We start from the raw sequence: 22,758 nt of genomic DNA on the forward strand, positions 1-22,758 counted from the left end.
GAAGGGCTTTTACTATTTAATTCATTTATTTTAGAACTTATATCGTAAACTCACGATAAAATATCTTCCCAAAACATTTTTAGTTGTAGTCGATATGTAGTTATCATTAAATCCATTCGAAACAATTACGTTGTTTCCTAATAAATTTCCACCTGTAAGAGTCAAATAAGTTTTCTTCGCAATATTGTATCGTGCAGAAGCATTCCACTCTTTTGCTGTGTTTATTTCTACTCCATCACGGTATTGTAAGCGATAAGAGAAATCGGTCTGAACTAATAATTTACTTGTAGCGGACCAAGCAGCTTCCCCATATGGACGCCAGTTCGTAAATTTCTGTTCAGATAATGATTGATATTTACTTAGGTTTAAATTAACCCCAGCCTTTAATTCAAATTTCTTTTTGAATGTAAATGAGTTCTCTAAATTATATGTTTGATTAAAACTTTTATTGTTAACATCCTTCAAATCATCATTTTTAACAACTCCATTTTCATATTCAATATTTCGTGTAATGGTATAATAATTAGAAGTAGAAATATTACCTGTTAATCGTGCATTGTACCATTTAGCAAAACGCTTCCCAATCATGAAATATCCTGAATAAGTTTCTTGGTTATTACCAGAATTAATTAAGGTATTGAATTGATAGTTATTTACAATTGTATCGTTTCCAGAGATGATAAAATCACGGTTTAAAACAGATTGCGTTTGTATACTTTTTTCTTGTAATGTATAACTCAAATTCGCAAAAATATTAAAGAATGTGAATGAGTTAAAATGACTAAAATTAAGACTTGCTGTATGTGTCAAAGCTTGTCTTAAATTTCTATTTCCGTAGAAAATAGATTGGTAACTTTGAATGGTGTACGAATCATTAAAATCTTTTGTGTACGGATAGCTATAGCTTTGTGAATAACTTGCGCGAACACTTGTTGCATTGTTGAACTTGTATTGCAAATTCAGGTGAGGTAAAAATTTCGTTTCCGAACGATTTAATTTTTCACCATCTTGGTATTTCGATTTCTCATTAAAGAACGAAACTCCAGCTCCCGCATCTACTTGAAAGTTTCCTAGTTTCTTTGTCAAAGTTACATCAGCAAAGGTCTCGTTGTAATCTAAATCTGTATTAGTGATTAATGAATTATCATTCATTAATTTCTGAAAATCATAGATTTTATTTTCAAAATCTTGCGTACTAAAATTTGTTCCAACCTTAATTTTAAGGTTAGATGTATTTGTCAACAAGTGATTGTAGATTCCGTATAATTGAACAGTGTTCAAAACAAAATTTTGATCTTGATTGATATTATATTGATTATTTACTTGAGATAAATTCTTGAACAAATTAAAAGACGAGAACGGATTTGCTGTTGATAAAACATTGTAATCTGGCGTATCTTTTTGATATTGATGACGGAAATATAAACCAACATTATCATCGCGTCCAACTTTACGGATGTAAGATAAAGTTTGTGATAAAGAGTAATTCTTTTGTTCAGAATTTACATTTCTAAAGCTATTTTTTTGATCGTTATAATAGCTATCAACCAATTGTTCGTTTTCGCTATCTAAATAATTAAAGTTTAAGCGATATTTAATTTGTCCTTTATCATTCGGATTATAATCTAAACGCAAACGCGACATTCCCATCAAAATATTGCTCTTATTTTGTTCCTGATCGACAGTTGTATAAGGTGTTTCGATGTTGTTGTAATAACGTTCTGATTTAGAATTGTAACGAATGTTATTTGTATTAAGTAAACCAAACCCAGAGATTTTTAGTTTCTTATTTGGTTCAACACCAAAATGCACAGCACCATTATAGGTATTCATACTCGGCGCATCATTTTTTGTCATTAAGTTTAGATTGTTCGAATTTCCTCTTAATGAATAGATACTTCCTTCAGAATTAAATTCAGAGTACCCACCAAAGAAGCTCATATAATCATCTTGATCAAAAACTTGTTTCCCGAATGTATTAAAATCATTGATTAATGTCCCGTCTGTTTTTTCTGAGAAATAGAAAATCTTTGCTTGTGCATCTGTATGTTTGTCCGCATCTCCACCTAGTGTTACATTACCAAATGCAAGACGTTTCATATCATCTTTTAGTTCGATGTTTAACGAGAATTGTTCGTCATCTTCTTGTAATGAAGAAGCAAAAGGATTTGATTTAAACTTCGTGTTTAATTGTATTTTAGAAACCGCATCCGAAGGTAAATTTTTGTTCAATAATTTTTCGTTACCACCCAAAACTTCACGTCCACCAACTGTTACTTGCGACATTGGTTTACCTTTGTACATTACCTTACCATTCTGAACTTCAATTCCAGGTAATTTTTTAAGAATATCTTCTAATGTTTCCTCATTTCCAACTTTGAAAGAATCTGCATCAAACTCAATTGTATCACCTTTTACTTTGATTGCTTGTTGAGCTTTTACAATTGTTTCTTTTAAGGAAATTTCTTTTCCTTGTTTAAGCTTTATTTTTTTGTTGACATTTTCAGTCAAATCAACATTCTCAACATATGTTTCGTAACCAGCTTGCTCAATTTCGATGTCATATTTTTGTCCACAAGGCAATTTGAATTCAAATTCACCCATATTACTTGTAAAAACAAAACCTTTGCCTTCGTTTTTACTATCAAAAATAGAGACAGAAGCGTCTGTAACAGGAATTCCAGCATCATTTGCAACAGATCCTTTTAATTTACATTCTTGCGCAAACGAGATTTGAGCTGCAGAAGTAAATAAAATTAGATAGAGTAATTTCTTCATATGTATTTTTTAGTTGATGACTCAAATAGAGTTTTTTGTAAAACACATCTGTTTATGTGTTAGAAACAGATGTGTTTTTATATGTTTTGAATGAATTATTTAGTGTCTAGACCTCCATTCATTTGTTCTTGCATTTTTTTCTGAATATCCATTACGATTTTCATAAATTGATCTTGTGTAACAACTTCTCCTTTTGTAGGTAAAGCAATTTTCAATTCTTTTTCAGAAATTTTTAAATCTTTCAATGTGTAAATTAATTTAGCTCCATTCATTTCAAACTCAGCTTTTATAATCAAACCTGGCAATCCAGCTAATGAAGTTGGTCCATCTTTTATAGGGATTTCTGGCGCATACCAAGCTGTCACAGGAATAGAATCCATCATAACGCCTTCTGCTTTTGTCGCTTTGTAACCAGCTATATCAGTTTTTTCACGCGAGATTTTCCATTTGTAATCTGGAATTTGATCTTTAATCAAATATTGTTTTACACCCATATCAACTTCTTTGTAATACAAATTTGGAGTTACAGTAAAGTCTTTATAAGTTGGTTTATTATCCATTGCAGCCATTTGTTGAGCAATTATTCCTAATCCACCTTGTCCGTTATTTACTTTTTCTTCTAATGTAAATGTTGAATTTTTGGAATTACTTTTAAAGAAGTAAGTCATAAAAATTCCTGCATCAATTTCAGCTTTTAGCATTCCTCCAACTTGAGCTCTGTATGCTTCTGGAATAGTTTTCATGGTTTTTTCGTAGTCCATTTTAACTTCCATTACATAAGTTGCATCGATATTTTGTGTTTTATTGTCTTGCGCGATAGAAATTGTAGCTGTAATAATTCCTAAGGCAAATGTTAAGATTGCTTTTTTCATAATTGTTGTATTTGTCTAATTAGTCTGCTTTTGTAGACTAATGTTACAGATAATTTTTGAATTTATTTAAAAAATAAAATGTCATTCAAAAAGTTAAGGATTTTCAAATGACATTTTTATCTAGCGATTTATTGATAATATTATAATAAATACGTCGAGACATTTCCTCCTTTTTTGATAAAATCTTCTTTCAATTCATCAAAAAGTTCTTGGTTAATAGCCTTTGTTGTTCCTTCTAAAATATATGTTGTATATCCCAATGCTAAAGCATCTTTTGCTGTGTAATATACACAATAATCTGCTGCTAAGCCGCAAATGTATACACTCGTTATATTATGATCTTTTAAGAATCCATTTAGCCCTGTTGGATTCTTTTTATTCACATCAAAAAAAGCACTATACGAATCAACTTCTGGATTCATACCTTTTCGGATGATTGCACTTATTTTATTTTGCTTGATATCTTTGTGTATTTCTGCTCCTTTAGTGCCTTGTACACAATGATCTGGCCACAAAACCTGACGATTTCCACCTAATTCGATTACATCAAAAGGTTGTTTATCTGTATGTTGAGAAGCAAAACTTTTGTGATTTGCAGGATGCCAATCTTGCGTTGCCACAACAACATCATACTTTTCTTGTAATTTGTTTATGCGTTCGATAATTTTATCTCCATCATTCACAGCTAAGGAACCTTCTGGTAAAAAATCGTATTGCATATCTACGATGATTAAAGCTTTCATAGTATTTTATTTCTTAAGATTAATTTAGAATTAAATATAAGTTTTATAATATGAAATTGAACCAATTTTTTATGAAAATTAATCGAATTTTAAGAAACCTTAATCTCGTTTATTTACGCCAGAATTTCGCATTTCTTCAAAACGTGAGCGTTGTTCTTGCATCAATTTATCAAATTCTGTTTGCGAAATAGCACCTTTATCTTTTGGTTTTTCGATTGGTTTTGAATTCGTTGATGTTTTGATATCCGTCAAAGAAATAATTTTAGAGCCTTTAAACATGCCTCTGTTAATTTCTGTTTGTACTTCTGCAATCAAACCTGGTAATCCCCAATAATTTTCTGGACCAGTTTTATATTTTAATGTTGGAATGTACCAAACTGTTGTCTGAACGCTATCGATAATAGCAGTTGCTTTTTTAGCTTCATTCCCTAAGATTGTTTTTGTTTCTCGTGTTAATTTCCAATCATAATTTTGCAAAGAATCTTTTACAACATAGTTTTTTCCCATCATGCTTTGCTCTTTTAATAGCAAATGATTTGTACTATTTTTATAAATATTATCTCCATTCATCGACATCATTCGCATCCCGCCACCACGTGGACCTCGTAATCCTTGACTTTGATCATTTGATATTTTTTCAACCATTTTATACAAGGATTCGTCTCCCAAAATAGTCAACTTAGCTTCTTGCGGCTCTTGAATGTTTTTCTTGAATTGCTCTTGCATTTCTTTTGGCATCGTACGTCCATTACCACCACTAGGAGGTTGAAACGTAAAATCGTCTGGTAAAATGATACGTGTTGTGTACGAAACTTCTACTTTTTCTTGTTGCGCAAAGGCCGAAAAACTAAATAGTAAAACAAAAACTGAAATTATTTTTTTCATTTTAAATGTGCTTATAGTTCTTAGACAAGAAATTGTATGAAATGTTTAACGATTGATAAAAAATATTTTCTTTAATCCTTACTCACACCTTCAGAACTCATCTGTTTTAATCTTTCCATGGCTTTTGCACTCAACGCTTTATATTCTTCGTTGGTGATTGTATTCTTATCTTTTGGTTTTTCGATTGGTTTGAGGTTTGGGATTTCTTTGACTTCTGTTGCGCGAATAATACTGCTTTCTATTCCTTTATTTTTTGAATTTTTGATTTCTACTTCTAATATCAACCCGGGTAAACCATTGTAAACTCCAGGTCCATCTTTTATCGCAATACTTGGAGTATACCATGCAGTTACAGTTGTTGTGCTATCCACAATTGCGATTGCTTTTTTGACATCAAAACCAATTAATTTCTTTGTTTCGCGTGTCAATTGCCATTTGTATTCAGTTAATTTATCTTTTATTGTATAAGTTTTGTCAAATGATTTTACACTTTTCAAATATTCTTTTGTATTCAAATTCTTGAACAACCCATTTCCTGAATCTCCAAAACTCATCGAAACTCTCATTCCGTTTCCTCCTTGTTGATTATCTATTTTTTCAACTTTATTGTAAGACGATTCGTTTTCATTGATTGTTAAGATAAAATCTTTTGGTTCTTGCATATTCTTAATCATGTCATTGTAGACATCAGTCGGAATTTGGCTTTCTTTACCATTTGTAGAAAATTTTACAGAACCTTTAAATTCTTCTGCATTTACTTTTACAATTTCTTGATAATTCACTTCAAGTTTTTGTGCAAAAGACGAAGTTGTAAGTAGAACGCAATAAGTAAATAATGTAAATAATTTTTTCATTGTAGTTTGATTTGTTGTACAATGATAGTAATATTTTTATATTCTACAATAATAGAATTAAAAAAATTATAGAAATTTTAAGAAATGATTTAATATTTGATGACTGATTATTTCAAATCCTTAAAGTATTGACGTTTTTTGATAAAATACTGAAAAGGCAATAATTCTTTATCAGAATAGTTTTTAATTTGATGCTTTTGACGTTTTTTATACATTTTTATAAAGCCAAAATAAAAATGCATATGCGATAAGAAAACGGCCCAAACATGTGGAAGTCCTTGTTTTGGTAAAAAGGCAACAGCGGCAATTCCATCCATGGAAAGACGTGTGAAAAGCATTGGAAAAAGTTTGTTTGCAGGTAGATTTTTAAGCATCATCCACAAACTATTTCGGTAATTTAGATACCATTTTTTTGGATTGGCTTTATCCAAAGTTGCACCGCCCAAATGATAAACAGTCGATTCTCCACAATAATAAATTTTTCGTCCAGTATTGTTTAATCGCCAACACAAGTCGATTTCTTCCATGTGTGCAAAGAATTCTTCGTCAAAACCATTTTGTTCAAAGAAATCTTTTTTTCGAATAAATAAGCTTGCGCCAGTTGCCCAAAAAATTTGTGTGGAATCATTATATTGTCCGTTATCTTTTTCTAAAGTTGAAAAAACACGTCCGCGACAAAATGGATAACCAAACTTATCGATGAAACCTCCTCCGGCACCAGCATATTCAAAATATTCTTTGTTTTTGTAGTCTAATATTTTGGGTTGAATAGCCGCAATATCAGAATTATTATCGAATAACTTTTCAATTGGTTCTATCCAATTCTCAGTTACTTCGACATCCGAATTTAATAAACAGAAATATTCTACATCAATTTGTTTTAAACCTTCGTTATAGCCTTGTGCAAAACCATAATTTCCTTTGTTCTGAATGATTTTGACAGAAGGAAACTGAGTTGTCAACAATTCGATTGAATTGTCAGTCGACGCATTATCAATTACATAAATTGTTGCATTTTTAGAATTGTTAATAACTGAAGGTAAAAATTGAGGCAATAATTTTTCGCCATTCCAATTTAGGATTGCAATTGCTGTTTTCATGAATATTTAAAATTACAAATCGGCATATTTCCAACGTTTGTGGCTCCAAAGCCAATTATCTGGATGTTGTTGAATGGTTTGTTCTAAATGATGAAAAAATTGATGAACAATTTCATTTTCTTCAAATTTATCTTGTTGAGGTTGTAGTCGAATAAAAGTTGTGTGATAATGACCGCGTTTTATCTTTTCGGTTTGACAAAAGACAACAGCCATATCTTTGCGGCGTGCAATTTTATCAAAACCATTAAAAACGGGAGTTCTCTGATTGAGGAAATCAATAAAATAGTGAACAGCTGATTGTTTTGGACTTTGATCAGCAACAAATAAATACGCTAATTCTCCATCATTTGGAGTTTTCATCATAAAACGCAACACATCTTTCATGTCCAACGCTTTTGTGCCAAAACGACCACGCATAGCATTGATTTTATCGTTCCAAAAAGGATTTCGAATTTTATGATAAACCGCTGAACTTTCTTTTGTTGGTAAATGTTTTACCGTTCCAATAAACCATTCCCAATTGAAAATATGCCCACACATCATCATGACATCTCGTTTTTCATTTTTTATTTCATTAAAAATGTCGAGATTAGAATATGTAAATCGTTTGTCCAATTCTTCTTGAGAAATAGAAAAACTTTTTAAGGTTTCAACCAAATAATCACAAAAATTAGCATAGAATTTCTTGTGAATAGTTTTGATTTCTTCCTGAGATTTTTCGGGAAAAGAGTTTTCTAAATTTGTTCTAATGACACGTCTTCTATAACCAATAACTGTGTACAACAGAAAGAACAAAAAATCCGAAAATCTGTATAAAACCGAAAGAGGTAAACGCGAAATTTGAAAAATTATGAAATAAAAAATGCTGTTCATTCGACAAACAAATAAGCGACAAATTTACGAATTAAATTTGTTCGTTGCTTGCCAAATTACATCTTTCGGCACTGGAGCTACGATTGTTATTTCTTCTTTTTTTACAGGATGCTCAAATGTAATGCGATGCGCATGTAAACAAATGCTTCCATCAGGATTAGAACGTTTAGCACCGTATTTCAAATCGCCTTTGATAGGACAACCAACCGAAGAAAGTTGTGCGCGAATTTGATGCGAACGACCTGTAAATAACTTCACTTCGACACAATGAAAAGTATCCAAAGCGCCTAAATAGGTGTATTCTAAAATTGCTTTTTTAGCATCAGGCGTTGGTTTAGAATAAACCGTTGTTTTATTATTTTTTGGATTTTTCTTTAGATAATGTTCCAATCTTTCGAAGTCTTTTGGAGGTTTACTCTGTACAATCGCGCGATAAACTTTGTCAATGTTTCGTTTCTGAAACATTTCGTTCATACGCGTTAAGGCTTTCGAAGTTTTAGCAAAAATCAACACACCAGAAGTTGGACGATCCAAACGGTGAACTAATCCTAAGAAAACATTTCCAGGTTTGTTATCGCGGTCTTTTATATAGTTCTTCAGACTATCGATAAGCGGAATATCGCCTGTTTCGTCTCCTTGTGCTAATTCACCTGCTTTTTTGTTGATGATTAACAAATGATTATCTTCGAATAAAATTTTTGGATTCATGAGTGAGTTTTGAGTGGTGAGATAAAAGTTTTGAGTTAGAATTTCCTCAAGTTGTTATTGAAAAACTCACTACTCAAAACTTATTACTCATGACTTATTTAATATTGTTCATTCGCATTTGGAAAGTCGCCCGATTTTACATCCGCAACATATTGTCCAATTGCTTGGTGAATTTGATCTTCTAAGTTTAAATATTTACGAACAAATTTTGGTTTGAATTCGTTGTTTAATCCCAACATATCATGTACAACTAAAACTTGACCGTCGCAACCTGCACCTGCACCAATTCCGATTGTTGGAATATTAACAGAGGCTGTTGCTTTAGCAGCTAAATCGGCTGGAATTTTTTCCATTACTAATGAAAAACATCCTAATTCTTCTAATAATTTAGCATCACTAATTAATTTTTCTGCTTCCGCATCTTCTTTTGCACGTACTTTATACGAACCAAATTGGTAAATAGATTGTGGCGTAAGACCTAAATGTCCCATAACAGGAATACCAGCATTTACGATACGACGAATAGATTCTTCGATTTCTTTTCCACCTTCTAATTTGATCGCATGTGCACCAGATTCTTTCATGATTCGAACAGAAGATTCTAAGGCTTTTTGCGGATCAGATTGATAAGTTCCGAAAGGTAAATCAACGACAACCAAAGCGCGTTTAGCACCACGAACGACACATTGAGCATGGTAAATCATTTGATCCAAAGTAATTGGCAAAGTAGTTTCGTGACCAGCCATTACATTAGCAGCAGAATCACCAACCAAAATAACTTCAGTTCCAGCCGCATCTACAAGCGAAGCGATTGTAAAATCGTAAGCCGTTAACATCGAAATTTTTTCTCCGGTAAATTTCATGTTACGCACAGTTTCGGTAGTGATACGTTTGATTTCTTTATTTACAGACATTACGTTTATATTTTTAACTTTTGTAAAGTTAATTTGAATATTAAAACAGAACTAATTTTGACTGATATTTTTTACAGTTTGACAAATGAAGAACAAGATAAACGGTTCGTTGAAAATGAAATAACAATTTTTACAATTTTATAAACGTAAATATACTTGTCTATTTGCTCATTTTTAGTAAATTGGTGTACGAATTGAGAGAATTTTACTAAATTTGTTCTCTTAAACTAATTTTAAATAACCATAAATGAAAATAGCAATAGTGGGAACAGGCTATGTTGGTCTGTCTAACGCAATTTTATTAGCTCAGCATAATGAGGTAGTGGCATTAGATGTTGTTCCAGAAAAGATTGCAATGCTCAATGCAAAAAAATCTCCAATTGAAGATAAAGAAATTATAGATTTTTTGCAGAATAAGGAGCTTAATTTTCTTGCGACTTTAGACAAAGAAACTGCGTATGCAAATGCAGAATATGTGATTGTTGCAACGCCTACGGACTACGATCCAAAAACAAATTATTTTAATACATCAAGCGTAGAATCGGTTATAAAAGATGTCAAACAATATAATCCGAATGCTGTAGTTATTATAAAATCGACTGTTCCGGTTGGTTTTGTTGAAGATTTAAAATCACGATTAGAATATCAAAATATTATTTTTTCTCCTGAATTTTTGCGAGAAGGAAAAGCTTTATACGACAATTTGTATCCATCAAGAATTATTATCGGTGAACAAAGTGAAAGAGCAGAAGTTTTTGCGAATTTGTTAAAAGAAGGAGCAATTAAGAAAGATATTCCGACGTTGTTTACTCATTCAACAGAAGCAGAAGCAATCAAATTATTTTCGAATACCTATTTAGCTTTGCGTGTCGCTTATTTTAATGAGTTAGATAGCTATGCACAAACATTCAACTTGGATAGTAAACAAATTATCGAAGGAGTTGGCTTAGATCCTCGTATCGGTTCACATTACAACAATCCATCGTTTGGTTATGGTGGATATTGTTTGCCAAAAGATACGAAGCAATTATTGGCTAATTATGATGCAGTTCCGAATAATATTATTCAAGCAATTGTTGACGCAAACAGAACGCGAAAAGATTTTATTGCAGATTCTATCATCGCAAAAAATCCTAAAAAAGTTGGTGTTTATCGCTTGATTATGAAGTCAGGTTCGGATAATTTTAGAGCATCAGCAATTCAAGGAGTAATGAAACGTATTAAAGCAAAAGGAATTGAAGTGGTGGTTTATGAACCGGTTCTGAAAGAAGATTCTTTCTTTGGATCGAAAGTGATGAATGATTTTGAAGCTTTTAAACAAGAATGTGATGTGATTATCTCGAATCGAAATGCACCTGAATTAGCTGACGTGAAAGAGAAAGTTTATACCCGAGATTTGTTTGGAAACGATTAAAAATAACAACTATAAAATACTATGAAAACTATTTTAATTACAGGTGGAGCTGGATTTATCGGTTCTCACGTTGTAAGAGAATTTGTCTTAAAATATCCTGAAATGAAGATTATCAACCTTGATGCGTTGACATATGCTGGGAATTTGGAGAATTTGAAAGATATCGAATCGTATCCAAATTACGAATTTGTAAAAGCGGACATTGTTGATGCAAAACATATTTTAGAAATTTTTGAACACTATCAACCCGATGGTGTCATTCATTTAGCTGCCGAATCGCATGTGGATCGTTCGATTACGAATCCATTAGAATTTGTGATGACCAATGTGATTGGAACAGTTAATTTATTGAATGCTGCAAAACATATTTGGAAAGATAATTTTGAGGGGAAACGTTTTCATCATGTTTCGACAGATGAGGTGTTTGGTGCTTTGGGAGACGAAGGTTTTTTTACAGAAGAAACTTCTTATGATCCACATTCGCCTTATTCGGCATCAAAAGCATCTTCAGATCATTTTGTGAGAGCATATCATGATACGTATGGTTTACCAATTGTAATGACAAATTGCTCAAACAATTACGGACCAAATCATTTTCCAGAAAAATTAATTCCGTTGTGTATTCATAATATTTTGAATGGAAATCCACTTCCAATTTATGGAGATGGAAAATATACACGCGATTGGTTATTTGTGATCGATCATGCAAAAGCGATTGATTTAGTTTTCCACGAAGGAAAAAATGGAGGTTCTTATAATGTAGGAGGTTTCAACGAATGGAAAAACATCGATTTGGTAAAAGAATTGTGCAAGCAAATGGACGAAAAATTGGGTAAAGAAGCAGGAACTTCAGAACAATTAATCACATTTGTGAAAGATCGTCCAGGACACGATTTGCGTTATGCAATTGATGCGACTAAAATCAACGAAGAATTAGGCTGGAAACCAAGTGTGACTTTTGAGCAAGGTTTGAGTCTAACTATCGATTGGTTTTTAGAGAACCAAGAATGGCTAGACAATGTGACGTCTGGTGATTACCAAAATTATTACGAAAAACAATATAATTAAAAAAGGGTTTTATAGGTTAATGAAGAAATTAATCTATAAACTTAAAACCTTAACCTAAAAAGTTTTTATGAGTTTAAAAACAGTAGTTTACTCTTCTGACAAAAAAAACACATTTCCTCAAGGAATTAAAAAATATATTTAAAGATATATCAAATTCTCACTTTTTAGCTTTTCAGATGGCTAAAAGGGACATACAAGCACAGTATAGACAGTCTTATTTGGGTATTTTTTGGCATTTGCTCCAGTTATTATTAACTAATTAGTGTGGCTGTTTTTAAATGGATCAGGTGTTGTTTCAGTACAAGGAGTTGGTATTCCTTATCCTTTGTTTGTTGTGATTGGTACAATTTTATGGAGTGTATTTGCTGATACAGTTCAAAGCTCTATGGTTTCTGTAAACGCAGGAAAGGGAATTATTTCTAAAATTAATTTCCCTAAAGAAGCGCTTCTAATGGCTGGTATGTATAAAATAAGTTTCAATCTAGGATTGAAACTTATTTTGTTAGTCGTCTTTTTAATTTATTTCGGTGTTAATTTAGATATTAATTTTCTCTACTTTCCATTTCTATTGGTGGTACTTTTAATTTTTAGCTTTGCTATCAACAATATCCCAGTTTATTATATCAATCAGATTACTGCCGTTTATACTTTTTCCGAATATATTCACAGTTAGCAAAAAATCATTCAAATCTTATAAATATTAATAATAAGGAGGTTAGCAAATTAAAGAAACTTTAAAAAAAAAGCTAAATAATTCACAAAAGAAACTAATTCATAAAAGAATTAAAAATCATATTTTTTTTATTTTGAAATACTCAACGTTTGATATTTCGTATATAAATTATATTAAAGATATTGGCTTTAGAACATCTTTAAAACTAATAAAATGGAAATGACAACATTTCTACTAAATTAGAGTTACTAAAAAAATCAAGATTACTAAAATTACTATATAAATTAGGACTATTTAAAGGATATAAATACCTATAATTAGAAAAAGCTCATATTAATCGGTAACAACTTTACTTTACAACAAAACCTAATAGCTAACCTCTACTAATCTACATTTAGCAAGAAACACTAAACAATCTGTTTGTATAAAACAAATCAAAATCAAAATTAAGCAATCCACAAATTTATTCAGCATCATTATAGCTAATATACATGAAGTATCATCACAAATTCCTATAACAAACCTCCTCTTTAAGTCGGCTTAGAGGCGACATAAAGGTAGCACAGAGGTAGCATAGAACTACTATAAAAATAACTTAGGAATACAGTTGAAGAAGTAAAAAATAATTAAAAAGGAGAAAAATAGAAATAAATTCGCTAAATTTAATTAATTGATTTTCAATAGTTAAATATAGTAAATTTATGGCTAAAACAGATAATGAATTTAATATAAATGGTAAATTAGGAAATTTAATTTTTTTTCAACGTAATGGTAAATCTTTTGTCAAAAAATATGCAGGCGGATTTGTTAATAGTTCAGCACAACAACATCCAAATACAATAGAAGTTAAGAGACGTTTCAAAGAATTATCGATGTTTTCCGCATCATTCAAGAAACACATACTACCATTCAACTGGAAACAAAAAGACGGAACTTTTCACAACCAATTGGTTTCATTTTTTTCTACTATAAAAAAAGAAACCAATCAATCTACCATGTACACAGCACTAGTAGAAGCCTACAAAAATGGTAAATTACAACATCGTTCACTCAACAAAAAGTGCAAACTATCCCCGTTTTATGTGGAATATAATGCCCAAACAAATGAATTAAAAATACAAGCAGGCCTAGTATTTCAACACAAATCCAAATTCCCAAACGCTTTTTTAGAAATCAGTATAGGATGGTTGGTTTGCACCGAAGAATTAGAGTTAAATCTTATCAATTTTCAAAATTTCTATGTTCCAATAGATAACCTTGCTACACCACTTGCAGAAATTAAATTATCACCACAAATACAAGAACAACAAAACTCATCAACAATTTTTCCTTTTGTCGGCATATCCATTGTGACACAAGACAACGAACAAGCTAAACTCTTTCATCCTTTTCACTATACACTCACCACATTCCTATAAATAAGAAAGCATAAGCTATAATTAGTAAATCTACTTTTCATTAAGAATATCTTAATTATCGTATAAAATAAATAATGATAAATAAATACGCTTAAAAAATAGAAGAGCAATGCCATCAAATAATAACTTGTATATTCTTACAAATGAAGTAACATTGTAAACAGCTAAATTAGAAACACTTAATATACACATCATGCAACAACCTCTTATTTCGGTTATTGTTCCTTGCTACAATCAGTCTATTTATATGGACGAATGTCTACAATCAGTCTTAGATCAAACCTATCAAAATTGGAAATGTATTATTGTAAATGACGGTACAATACCACAAAAAAACCTCAACTATGTTGAGGTTTTTTTCTATAAAGATTAATCTTATTCCTGAATTAAAAGTCGGAATCCTTCACCGTGAATATTCACGATTTCTACTGCAGGATCTTTCTTTAAATACTTACGTAATTTTGCAATATATACGTCCATAGAACGCGATGTAAAGTAATTATCATCGTGCCAAATACGTGTTAAGGCAATCTCACGAGGCATTAAATCGTTTTTGTAAACAGCTAATAAACGCAACAATTCGTTTTCTTTTGGCGAAAGTTTTTGTGATTTACCATCGTAAATTAATTGTCTCAATTTTGCATTGAACGTAAACTTACCAATTTTGAAATCTTCTTGTTCAAATTTTTCTTCTTCACCAGAATTACGTTGTAAAACAGCTTTTATTTTGTACAATAAAACTTCCGAATCAAATGGTTTTAAGACATAGTCGTCTGCTCCAATTTTGTAACCATTCAAAACATCCTCGCGCATGTTTTTCGCTGTTAAAAATATAATTGGTTGTTCACTTTTTAGTTCTTTGATCTCTTTTCCTAATGTAAAACCATCTTTTTTAGGCATCATTACATCAAGGATGCATAGATCATAATCACTTTCTTTAAATTTGGCAAGACCGTCTTCACCATCGATTGCGTGCGTTACGTCAAAATCGTTTATAACCAAATAATCCTTTAATACACTTCCGAAGCTTGGATCATCTTCTACTAAAAGTAATCGTTGTTTATCACTCATTGATCTATGATTTTAGAGGAATTTTAATGAAAAAAGTACTTCCTTTTCCTGCTGAACTTTCTGCCCAAACTTGTCCACCGTGAAGCTGAACGATTTTTTTGACATAAGCCAACCCAAGTCCATGACCTTTTACATTGTGTATATTTCCCGTTTCTTCTCTATAAAATTGTTCAAATATTTTTTTCAGAACGTTTTGCGGCATTCCCATTCCTTTATCAGAAATTTCAATTAAAAAATTGTTGTCTTTGTTGTATGTTTTTACTCTAATCTCCGGTGTGTTTGGAGAGTATTTTCGAGCATTATCCAATACATTAATAACGATATTCTCTAAATGGAACGGATCTCCTTTTACAAATGATTGTTCTGCGTTGTATTCTTCAAATATTGTACCATTTCTTTCTTCTACAATAAATCTTATCGGCTCAACACTTTTTTGTACAATCCCATTCAAATTTACTTCCTGAAAATTCATATCCATTTGATTGCGATCAAGCTTTGACATTCGTAAGACCATCTCAACGTGAGCATTCATACGTTTGTTCTCTTGTTTGATCAAATCTGCATAATATTTCACCTTTTCAGGATCAGTAAATATTTTTTCGTTACGCAATGCATCAGACGCAATATTAATGGTTGCAATAGGCGTTTTGAATTCGTGCGTCATATTATTGATAAAATCAGTCTTAATTTCCGAACTCTTGCGTTGCAATTGCATGTAATAAATTGACAATGAGAAAACCGTAATAATAATCATGGTTAAGATAAATGTCAATGAAATAACTGGAACTGTTGGCGCAACAATGGCTAAATTTCGGTTAACAAAATTTGCTGCCAAATAATATTCGATATGATCCTTTCTGTCCAAAAATAGCGGAACCATAAATTCGATTTTATTGCGATCAAAATCTTTTGATTTGACATTTGTTTCTGTCGAATCTTTTTTCAAAACTGCCAAAATTGGCATTGCTTGATGAATTCCTCTGTTACGTAATTCGTTTTTCAAAATCGAATCTAACATTGCATAATTCACACGTTTGTCGATCGGCGTAGAGCCTGCATCCCAACGCGCAGCGCTTTCCAGCGTAAATGTTCCGTCTTGTAAAGCGTGCTCAAAATTCAGATTCAGATTCGGAATTCCTCTAGCAGAAGAATCTTTGTCTATCTTGAAAACTCGCTCCTGCGAATAAATATTCGCTTTCGTCAAACTATCATTGTATTTTCCAGATGACGGCAACATCGATTTTTCGACCACATAACGCGTTACATAAGCATACGTTACACCAAGCGAATCTTTGATGACTTGATTGGTTACAACTTGCGGTTTATCTTTATTTGACTTTAAATCTGATTGTATATTATTGAATTTCTTATAATAGCGTTCTAATTCGTTTTTATTTATTTTTTCAGTTGTATAATTCATCGCTTGGTACACGTTGTTGTTAAAACTGTCTGTACCATTCTGAATTGTTAAGTTTAGCCAATAGAATTGAATGATTATCAATCCTATAAGGGCAACACTCATGATAACGATTAAGATTTTATAAAATCCTTTTTTCATTTATTTTTTATTGAATGATTAAAAATAGTTTAATCTTTTCTAATTTCTATCTTTTTGTTAAAGTTTGGACGATTAAATCATTTTTTTGATTTTGATAAACGTTTCTTCCACTTCATTTTTCAAGTGAGCTAAATCGCCATTATTATCAATGATAAAATCTGATTTAGCAATTCGTTCTTCGTCCGAAATCTGATTGTTTATTCTTGCAAGAATTTCTTCTCGTGATAAACCATCTCTTTCTATAGTTCGTGCAATTCGCGTTTCTATATCAACCACTACACTTATCACAACATCGCAATCTTTATAACTACCACTTTCTATTAAAATAGCAGCTTCTTTCATCACAATATCCGATTTTTGAGCTTTTTTCCAATTTTCAAAATCTTGGAAAACTGCTGGATGAACAATTGAATTTAATAGCTTCAATTTTTCATTATTCTGAAAAACTTGTTTTGATAGATATGGTTTATTCAAACCATTTTCATTGTAAGCTTCTTCACCAAAAGCTGCAATAATTTTAACTTTTACTTCAGAGTTTTCATTTTGAATCGTTTTGGCTCTTGTGTCAGAATTATATACCGGAATACCTAATTCTTCGAAGAATTTTGCTGCTGTACTTTTGCCAGAGCCTATTCCGCCAGTAATTCCTGCTACAAAAGGTTGGTTGTTTTTCATGGTTTGAAGTTAAAAAAATGCCGAAGAATAATTCCTCCGGCAATCAGTTAAATATATGTTAACCTTAAACTTAGTTTTTTTCTTCAACTGCTTTTTCTGATTTGTCAGTCGTTTTTGAATAACGTGCAGCAGTTAATTCGCGAGAAATTGCAGCTTTTTCGAATTTAATTTTTCCAGCTCCAGTTTCGATGATAACAGCGTCGTCATAAATTTCGTTGATTTTCCCGTGAATACCAGAAGTTGTTACAACTTGATCACCACGTTTGATATCCGTTTGAAATTGTTTTTCTTGTTTCGCTTTCTTTTGTTGAGGACGAATCATGAAAAAGTACATAATTACGAACATTCCTCCGAACATCAAAAGCATAGACATTCCTCCGCCTTGTGCACCAGCTTGTAAAAAGATTGTTTGAATCATTTTTATATTTTATCGATTTAATACTTATTGTCCAAATGCTTGTTGCGCATTTTGATCATTTGCAGTAGCTCCAACAACGTTTGCAGAAATATCAAATTTCTCGTGACCGTTTACTGTGTTTGTTACTAAAGTTACTGTTTTTTGTTGTTTTCCGTTCATGTTTCCAGCTGTGTAAACAACTTTGATAGAATCTGTAGCTCCTACCGCAATTGGAGTAGAAGGGAATTCAGGAACGGTACAACCACAAGTTGCAGACGCATCGCGAATAACTAATGGAGATTTACCATCGTTTTTGAACTTGATATATGTTTCTACTTTATTGTTAGCTTTTACATCTCCAAAATCGTGATTTGCTTCTGCTAATGTTAAAACTGGAGCTGTAGCTGGATCTACAACATTTTCAGCTTGTTGAGCTGTTTCTTCTGCTGTAAAATTGTCGCTAGCTTTTTTCTCTCCACAAGAGCTGATTGCGAATGATAATGCAAATGCACCTAAAATAAATAATTTACTTTTCATTTTTATAATTATTTGTCTTAGTCAAAATTAAGAAAAAATAGTGATTATAATAAACCTCTACCGTATTTTGGTAAATTATTATTGTCTTTTAACTCTTTTAATGTTTTATCTAAGATTCCGTTAACAAAAACACGCGATTTTTCTGTCGAATAACTCTTCGCTAATTCCACATATTCGTTGATTGTAACTTTTGCAGGAATATTTGAGAAATATAAAAATTCTGTCAAAGCCATTTCTAAAATAATCAAATCGATTGTCGCAATACGATCTAATTCCCAGTTTTGAGCTTTTTCGTCAATGATTTTTCTTGTTTCTACTTGGTGACGAATAGTTTTACGGAATAATTCTTCAGTAAATTTTTTGTCATCTAAATCTTTGTAAACTTTGAACAAAGAAATCAACGGAGAACTGTTTTGACGGAACGATTTTATCGTTGTGTGTACCATCGCATTTGCAATATGTACATCGTCTGCCCACGTGATCTGAATTCCTTCTAAGTAATCGTGCAAATCTTCATATTCAGCAATAAATTCTACGAAAAAGTTCAAGATAAATTCTTTGTCTTCTTCAAAAGAATGTTTGTCGCTGCTCATGTACGTTTTGTACAATTCGCTTTCTGTCAAATTTTTAAAGATATTGTTTGGATAAGAATCATAAATATCCCAAAGTAAAAATTTGTTGTCATTTGAATAACGAGATAATTCAAGATTTTGTTCAATAATTTTGAATATTTTATTCTGAACAAATTTTAAATTTGGATTTAAATCTTCTTGGGTTGGAAAGTTTTTTGATTTTGCAAGTTCAATTTTATGCTCTGCAATGTCCTTTTGAACTTTAATCAAATTTAGGAGATAAATGTACAAATCATAGATTTGATCGATACTTTTCATCATATTTTTCTCGACCGCTCTTTCTTCGCCTTCAGTTCCTAAACTATTGTAAGCATAGATATTCTGCATTACTTTTTCGCGTAGTTGTCTTCTTCCCAACATAATTTCAATGATATAACGTCTAATAAATTGATGCAAAGGTAAAAAAAAGAATGTAATTTTGTTTTGTGAAATCATTACAAAAGTTAAATAAATTTTTATGGAAGTATAAATGGAGAATATTTTTGGGCTTCATTTTTACGATTTGTGCCAATTGGGTGCAGGTTTATTCCGTTACATATATTAGAGAAGCGATTAATACAGTTGAAGAATTGCTACGAAATTTTAAGAAAGAAGGAACAGATAACCTCGATCTTTTGAAAGATGGTTTGATGTATGCCAGTTTGGCTTTTTTCTTTTTTAAAGTTTTGGGAGGAGTTTTGACGGTTGGTACACGACAAATGATTATTGTGGCGTCGCGTTATATTGAGTTCGATTTGAAAAATGTGATTTACGATAAGTATCAAAAATTATCGTTGTCCTTTTACAAAAAACACAAAACGGGCGATTTGATGAATCGGATTACCGAAGATGTCGGATTGGTACGCATGTATCTTGGCCCTGGAATTATGTATCCAATTGATTTGGTATCGCGAGTTGTGATTATTGCGTATTTTATGTTGCAAATTGATAAGCAATTAACGCTTTATACATTGGCTCCTTTGCCTATTTTATCATTGTTAATTTATAATGTTGCACGAAATATTAACAAGAAAAGTAAGCGCGTACAAGAACAACAATCTACGATTTCGTCGTCTGTGCAAGATACTTTTGCTGGGATTCGCGTGATAAAATCATTCAACTCAGAAGAATTTATAAAATCTAAATACGAAGTTGAAGCAGATGAATATCAGAAACGTGCGCTTAATTTAGCTCAAATTCAAGCTGCTTTTGGCCCATTGATGGTTGTTGTAGTTGGAGTGAGTAATTTGGTGATTTTGTATTTGGGAGGAGTAAAATATATAGAAGGAACAATGGATATTGGTTCTATTGCTCAATTTTTCCTTTACCTAAATATGTTAATTTGGCCATTTACTTCGTTGGGTTGGATTACGATGGTTGTACAGCGTGCAGAAGCGTCGATGTTTCGTATCAACGAATTTTTGAATGCCGAAACTGATGTAAAAGAAAAACAATTAGTGAATCACGAAGTAGAAGGTACAATTGAATTTAAGAATGTGACGTATATCTACGAAAACACAGGAATTAAAGCGTTGGATAATGTTTCGTTCAAAATTAATAAAGGTGAAACTTTAGCGATTCTTGGAAAAACAGGTTCAGGAAAATCGACAATTGCTTTGTTGGTTGCGCGTTCGCTGGAACCGACTTCTGGTGAAATTTTGATTGATGGTAAAAATATTCATGATATTAATGTAGAATCTATTCGAGAAGAAATTGGTTATGTACCGCAAGAAGCTTTCCTTTTCTCGGATTCGTTAACCAATAATATTTTGTTTGGTTCTGATGATACTGATGAACAAACTGCTGAAGTTTTTGCGAAGAAAGCGGTTGTTCATGATAATATTGATCGATTTAAAGAACGTTATGAAACAGTTGTTGGAGAACGTGGAGTGACACTTTCTGGTGGTCAAAAACAACGTGTTTCTATAGCTCGTGCTTTGGTGAATGATCCGAAAATATTAATATTTGATGATAGTTTGTCAGCTGTAGATACCGAAACAGAAGAACAAATCTTAAATAATTTATCTTCTGAAATTAATGGTAAAACGACCATCATTATTACGCATCGTGTATCTTCTGCAAAACGTGCTGATCAGATTTTGGTTTTAGAAGATGGTCATGTTTTAGAAAATGGTTCGAACAGTGAATTATTAAATAAGCATGGTTATTATTATGAATTGTACAATAAACAACTGCTAGATTAAGTTTATTAATAGAGATTTAATAAAATAATAGAAAATATTTGCTTAAAATGTTGTTGTTTTCTTAATTTTTTTTAGATTTGTTAGGAAACATTTAACAATTAAACTCTATTTAGACTTATGAATGATTTTGAAAACCAAGAAAAGGTGGATGCAGAAGGAGTCTTTTCAAAGGTATTAAGGGCTGGGAGAAGAACTTATTTCTTCGATGTTCGCGAAACAAGAGCAGGTGATTATTACTTGACGATTACAGAAAGTAAAAAAAATACGCAGGACGATGGAAATGTGTATTACAAAAAACATAAAATCTACTTGTACAAAGAAGATTTTGAAAGTTTCAAGGAAATGTTAGACGAAACGACGGATTTTGTTTTTGCACAAAAAGGACAAGAGGTAATTTCGGAAAGACATCAGAAAGATTTTGATCCAAAAAATAAAGTTGTGAGTAAAGAGGAAACGAAAGTAGAATCTTTTACCAATATCGATTTTGACGATATATAGACTTTACTAAATATGCGAAAAAAGAAACCTCCACTCAAGTTATTGAGCGGAGGTTTTTATTTATGCTTGAATATTTTTATGTCTCCTATCAACAATCCTCCATCTTTTTCAAAATCTATATTATCCAAAATAGTTAGATATTTAGTTATATTCTTTTTCTTGAGAAATTTGTTTAATATTATTGAATATATTCTTTGAATCTCATAATCAAACTCACATAATAGAGATTCAAGATCATAAGATTCATCAATATCTTGATTTTTTATTAATAGAATTTTATCATTTTCTAAATCAACCCGTGAAATTTCGTAAACATCAAAATCTTTAGAGTCATTGCTTATGTAATTCGTAGAGTGAGCACCAATTTTATTTCTTAATTCAATTATTTTATACTTTTTTAAATCATTAACTATTTTGGATTTGTGTGGAATTTTATGAATCTCAATTAAGTTAATTATTGCTAATTGTTGTTGATAAACAGCATTTAAAATTCCGTAAAGCCTCAGGTATTGTTCTCCTATATCTAGTATTTTAGTAGGTCCAGATAATTTAAATTTTAAGTAATTTTTCTTGGCGTATTCTGTGTCATCAATTACGTATAGAGCATTTAATAATATATTCCAATCAAATTCTTTTTCAAAGTAAAAGAATTTAATAACATCTGATTTAAAATTTTTAGATTTTTCAGGATTCCATTTAATTGAAAAATCACTTAAAACTTCATTATGTAAATCTTTATATTTACTTATAATAGACCTATTGTCCATATTTATTTTTTCTAAAATTACAATATTTTAATTTATCAGCTTTATTTAGTAAAATCATTTAATTACAAAATGTCAAGTAGAATTTATTTCAGGTTCGCATCTCGTGAGATTCTGAAACAGGTTCCTTTAGATTTGAAAAT

Annotated in this window: 23 protein-coding genes; 7 read left to right on the forward strand and 16 right to left on the reverse strand. The window is 31.3% G+C overall.

Going from position 1 to position 22,758, the window contains the following annotated elements:
- Window positions 1-30: 30 nt before the first annotated feature.
- From B3792_RS01805 to panB, 9 genes are all read right to left on the reverse strand, one after another.
- Complete coding sequence (locus B3792_RS01805; RefSeq protein WP_114998873.1) at window positions 31-2,778, reverse strand: TonB-dependent receptor; 2,748 nt, start codon at window positions 2,776-2,778, stop codon at window positions 31-33.
- 95 nt (window positions 2,779-2,873) lie between these two features.
- Window positions 2,874-3,650 (reverse strand): GLPGLI family protein, encoded by a 777-nt coding sequence (locus tag B3792_RS01810; protein ID WP_291047757.1) that lies wholly within the window; start codon window positions 3,648-3,650, stop codon window positions 2,874-2,876.
- Window positions 3,651-3,790: 140 nt separating this feature from the next.
- Entirely contained in the window at window positions 3,791-4,393 is a 603-nt protein-coding gene (pncA, locus tag B3792_RS01815; RefSeq protein WP_038331088.1) for a bifunctional nicotinamidase/pyrazinamidase, read from the reverse strand.
- 99 nt (window positions 4,394-4,492) lie between these two features.
- On the reverse strand, window positions 4,493-5,278 hold the full coding sequence (locus B3792_RS01820; protein WP_038331089.1) for a GLPGLI family protein: 786 nt from the start codon (window positions 5,276-5,278) through the stop codon (window positions 4,493-4,495).
- 71 nt (window positions 5,279-5,349) lie between these two features.
- The gene (locus B3792_RS01825) at window positions 5,350-6,132 is read right to left on the reverse strand and encodes a GLPGLI family protein (protein WP_180905828.1); all 783 of its coding nucleotides are present in this window, start codon (window positions 6,130-6,132) and stop codon (window positions 5,350-5,352) included.
- Between the two features lie 107 nt (window positions 6,133-6,239).
- Entirely contained in the window at window positions 6,240-7,232 is a 993-nt protein-coding gene (locus B3792_RS01830) for a glycosyltransferase family 2 protein (protein ID WP_180905829.1), read from the reverse strand.
- A 12-nt stretch (window positions 7,233-7,244) separates the two neighbouring features.
- Window positions 7,245-8,105 carry a lysophospholipid acyltransferase family protein gene (locus B3792_RS01835; RefSeq protein ID WP_291068692.1) on the reverse strand — a complete coding sequence of 287 codons (861 nt, stop codon included), beginning with the start codon at window positions 8,103-8,105 and terminating at the stop codon, window positions 7,245-7,247.
- A 24-nt stretch (window positions 8,106-8,129) separates the two neighbouring features.
- Window positions 8,130-8,813, reverse strand: coding sequence for an RluA family pseudouridine synthase (locus B3792_RS01840; RefSeq protein ID WP_291068694.1), 684 nt, complete (start codon window positions 8,811-8,813; stop codon window positions 8,130-8,132).
- A 98-nt stretch (window positions 8,814-8,911) separates the two neighbouring features.
- The gene (panB, locus tag B3792_RS01845; RefSeq protein WP_180905833.1) at window positions 8,912-9,727 is read right to left on the reverse strand and encodes a 3-methyl-2-oxobutanoate hydroxymethyltransferase; all 816 of its coding nucleotides are present in this window, start codon (window positions 9,725-9,727) and stop codon (window positions 8,912-8,914) included.
- A 247-nt stretch (window positions 9,728-9,974) separates the two neighbouring features.
- On the opposite strand from panB, the gene B3792_RS01850 reads away from it, so the two are divergent.
- The 5 genes from B3792_RS01850 to B3792_RS01870 all read left to right on the forward strand — a co-directional run bounded on the left by B3792_RS01850 (window position 9,975) and on the right by B3792_RS01870 (window position 14,673).
- Window positions 9,975-11,141, forward strand: a complete 1,167-nt coding sequence (locus B3792_RS01850; protein WP_286479103.1) for a nucleotide sugar dehydrogenase — start codon at window positions 9,975-9,977, stop codon at window positions 11,139-11,141.
- Window positions 11,142-11,162: 21 nt separating this feature from the next.
- Window positions 11,163-12,209 (forward strand): dTDP-glucose 4,6-dehydratase, encoded by a 1,047-nt coding sequence (rfbB, locus tag B3792_RS01855; RefSeq protein WP_291068698.1) that lies wholly within the window; start codon window positions 11,163-11,165, stop codon window positions 12,207-12,209.
- A 262-nt stretch (window positions 12,210-12,471) separates the two neighbouring features.
- On the forward strand, window positions 12,472-12,882 hold the full coding sequence (locus tag B3792_RS01860; protein ID WP_221853961.1) for an ABC transporter permease: 411 nt from the start codon (window positions 12,472-12,474) through the stop codon (window positions 12,880-12,882).
- A 701-nt stretch (window positions 12,883-13,583) separates the two neighbouring features.
- Window positions 13,584-14,300: a hypothetical protein gene (locus tag B3792_RS01865; protein ID WP_221853960.1), complete on the forward strand. Its 717-nt coding sequence runs from the start codon at window positions 13,584-13,586 to the stop codon at window positions 14,298-14,300.
- A 193-nt stretch (window positions 14,301-14,493) separates the two neighbouring features.
- Complete coding sequence (locus B3792_RS01870; RefSeq protein WP_221853959.1) at window positions 14,494-14,673, forward strand: glycosyltransferase family 2 protein; 180 nt, start codon at window positions 14,494-14,496, stop codon at window positions 14,671-14,673.
- Window positions 14,674-14,675: 2 nt separating this feature from the next.
- Here B3792_RS01870 and B3792_RS01875 read toward each other — a convergent pair whose 3' ends face one another.
- From B3792_RS01875 to nusB, 6 genes are all read right to left on the reverse strand, one after another.
- Entirely contained in the window at window positions 14,676-15,371 is a 696-nt protein-coding gene (locus tag B3792_RS01875; protein WP_019974263.1) for a response regulator transcription factor, read from the reverse strand.
- 4 nt (window positions 15,372-15,375) lie between these two features.
- Window positions 15,376-16,929, reverse strand: a complete 1,554-nt coding sequence (locus B3792_RS01880) for a sensor histidine kinase (protein WP_114998924.1) — start codon at window positions 16,927-16,929, stop codon at window positions 15,376-15,378.
- Window positions 16,930-17,001: 72 nt separating this feature from the next.
- Complete coding sequence (gene coaE / locus B3792_RS01885) at window positions 17,002-17,604, reverse strand: dephospho-CoA kinase (protein ID WP_038331123.1); 603 nt, start codon at window positions 17,602-17,604, stop codon at window positions 17,002-17,004.
- Between the two features lie 70 nt (window positions 17,605-17,674).
- Window positions 17,675-18,022, reverse strand: a complete 348-nt coding sequence (gene yajC / locus B3792_RS01890) for a preprotein translocase subunit YajC (RefSeq protein WP_038331124.1) — start codon at window positions 18,020-18,022, stop codon at window positions 17,675-17,677.
- Between the two features lie 24 nt (window positions 18,023-18,046).
- Complete coding sequence (locus B3792_RS01895) at window positions 18,047-18,538, reverse strand: DUF1573 domain-containing protein (RefSeq protein WP_221853954.1); 492 nt, start codon at window positions 18,536-18,538, stop codon at window positions 18,047-18,049.
- A gap of 44 nt (window positions 18,539-18,582) precedes the next feature.
- Window positions 18,583-19,530, reverse strand: a complete 948-nt coding sequence (gene nusB, locus B3792_RS01900) for a transcription antitermination factor NusB (RefSeq protein WP_221854010.1) — start codon at window positions 19,528-19,530, stop codon at window positions 18,583-18,585.
- Window positions 19,531-19,595: 65 nt separating this feature from the next.
- Here nusB and B3792_RS01905 point away from each other — a divergent pair, with 65 nt between their 5' ends.
- Window positions 19,596-21,353 (forward strand): ABC transporter ATP-binding protein, encoded by a 1,758-nt coding sequence (locus B3792_RS01905; protein WP_280037841.1) that lies wholly within the window; start codon window positions 19,596-19,598, stop codon window positions 21,351-21,353.
- Between the two features lie 117 nt (window positions 21,354-21,470).
- A complete protein-coding gene (locus tag B3792_RS01910) occupies window positions 21,471-21,851 on the forward strand; it encodes a PUR family DNA/RNA-binding protein (RefSeq protein WP_291068701.1) in 381 nt (126 codons plus the stop codon).
- 56 nt (window positions 21,852-21,907) lie between these two features.
- Here B3792_RS01910 and B3792_RS01915 read toward each other — a convergent pair whose 3' ends face one another.
- Complete coding sequence (locus B3792_RS01915; protein WP_286495049.1) at window positions 21,908-22,618, reverse strand: hypothetical protein; 711 nt, start codon at window positions 22,616-22,618, stop codon at window positions 21,908-21,910.
- Window positions 22,619-22,758: the final 140 nt, after the last annotated feature.

This window comes from Empedobacter sp. UBA5924 (assembly GCF_002431085.1).
GTDB classification, from domain to species: domain Bacteria; phylum Bacteroidota; class Bacteroidia; order Flavobacteriales; family Weeksellaceae; genus Empedobacter; species Empedobacter falsenii_B.

Bases quoted from the DNA above. Each gene is read 5' to 3' on its own strand.
- B3792_RS01805 (WP_114998873.1), bottom strand. From the start codon at position 2,778: ATGAAGAAATTACTCTATCTAATTTTATTTACTTCTGCAGCTCAAATC.
- B3792_RS01810 (WP_291047757.1), bottom strand. From the start codon at position 3,650: ATGAAAAAAGCAATCTTAACATTTGCCTTAGGAATTATTACAGCTACA.
- pncA (WP_038331088.1), bottom strand. From the start codon at position 4,393: ATGAAAGCTTTAATCATCGTAGATATGCAATACGATTTTTTACCAGAA.
- B3792_RS01820 (WP_038331089.1), bottom strand. From the start codon at position 5,278: ATGAAAAAAATAATTTCAGTTTTTGTTTTACTATTTAGTTTTTCGGCC.
- B3792_RS01825 (WP_180905828.1), bottom strand. From the start codon at position 6,132: ATGAAAAAATTATTTACATTATTTACTTATTGCGTTCTACTTACAACT.
- B3792_RS01830 (WP_180905829.1), bottom strand. From the start codon at position 7,232: ATGAAAACAGCAATTGCAATCCTAAATTGGAATGGCGAAAAATTATTG.
- B3792_RS01835 (WP_291068692.1), bottom strand. From the start codon at position 8,105: ATGAACAGCATTTTTTATTTCATAATTTTTCAAATTTCGCGTTTACCT.
- B3792_RS01840 (WP_291068694.1), bottom strand. From the start codon at position 8,813: ATGAATCCAAAAATTTTATTCGAAGATAATCATTTGTTAATCATCAAC.
- panB (WP_180905833.1), bottom strand. From the start codon at position 9,727: ATGTCTGTAAATAAAGAAATCAAACGTATCACTACCGAAACTGTGCGT.
- B3792_RS01850 (WP_286479103.1), top strand. From the start codon at position 9,975: ATGAAAATAGCAATAGTGGGAACAGGCTATGTTGGTCTGTCTAACGCA.
- rfbB (WP_291068698.1), top strand. From the start codon at position 11,163: ATGAAAACTATTTTAATTACAGGTGGAGCTGGATTTATCGGTTCTCAC.
- B3792_RS01865 (WP_221853960.1), top strand. From the start codon at position 13,584: ATGGCTAAAACAGATAATGAATTTAATATAAATGGTAAATTAGGAAAT.
- B3792_RS01870 (WP_221853959.1), top strand. From the start codon at position 14,494: ATGCAACAACCTCTTATTTCGGTTATTGTTCCTTGCTACAATCAGTCT.
- B3792_RS01875 (WP_019974263.1), bottom strand. From the start codon at position 15,371: ATGAGTGATAAACAACGATTACTTTTAGTAGAAGATGATCCAAGCTTC.
- B3792_RS01880 (WP_114998924.1), bottom strand. From the start codon at position 16,929: ATGAAAAAAGGATTTTATAAAATCTTAATCGTTATCATGAGTGTTGCC.
- coaE (WP_038331123.1), bottom strand. From the start codon at position 17,604: ATGAAAAACAACCAACCTTTTGTAGCAGGAATTACTGGCGGAATAGGC.
- yajC (WP_038331124.1), bottom strand. From the start codon at position 18,022: ATGATTCAAACAATCTTTTTACAAGCTGGTGCACAAGGCGGAGGAATG.
- B3792_RS01895 (WP_221853954.1), bottom strand. From the start codon at position 18,538: ATGAAAAGTAAATTATTTATTTTAGGTGCATTTGCATTATCATTCGCA.
- nusB (WP_221854010.1), bottom strand. From the start codon at position 19,530: ATGTTGGGAAGAAGACAACTACGCGAAAAAGTAATGCAGAATATCTAT.
- B3792_RS01910 (WP_291068701.1), top strand. From the start codon at position 21,471: ATGAATGATTTTGAAAACCAAGAAAAGGTGGATGCAGAAGGAGTCTTT.
- B3792_RS01915 (WP_286495049.1), bottom strand. From the start codon at position 22,618: ATGGACAATAGGTCTATTATAAGTAAATATAAAGATTTACATAATGAA.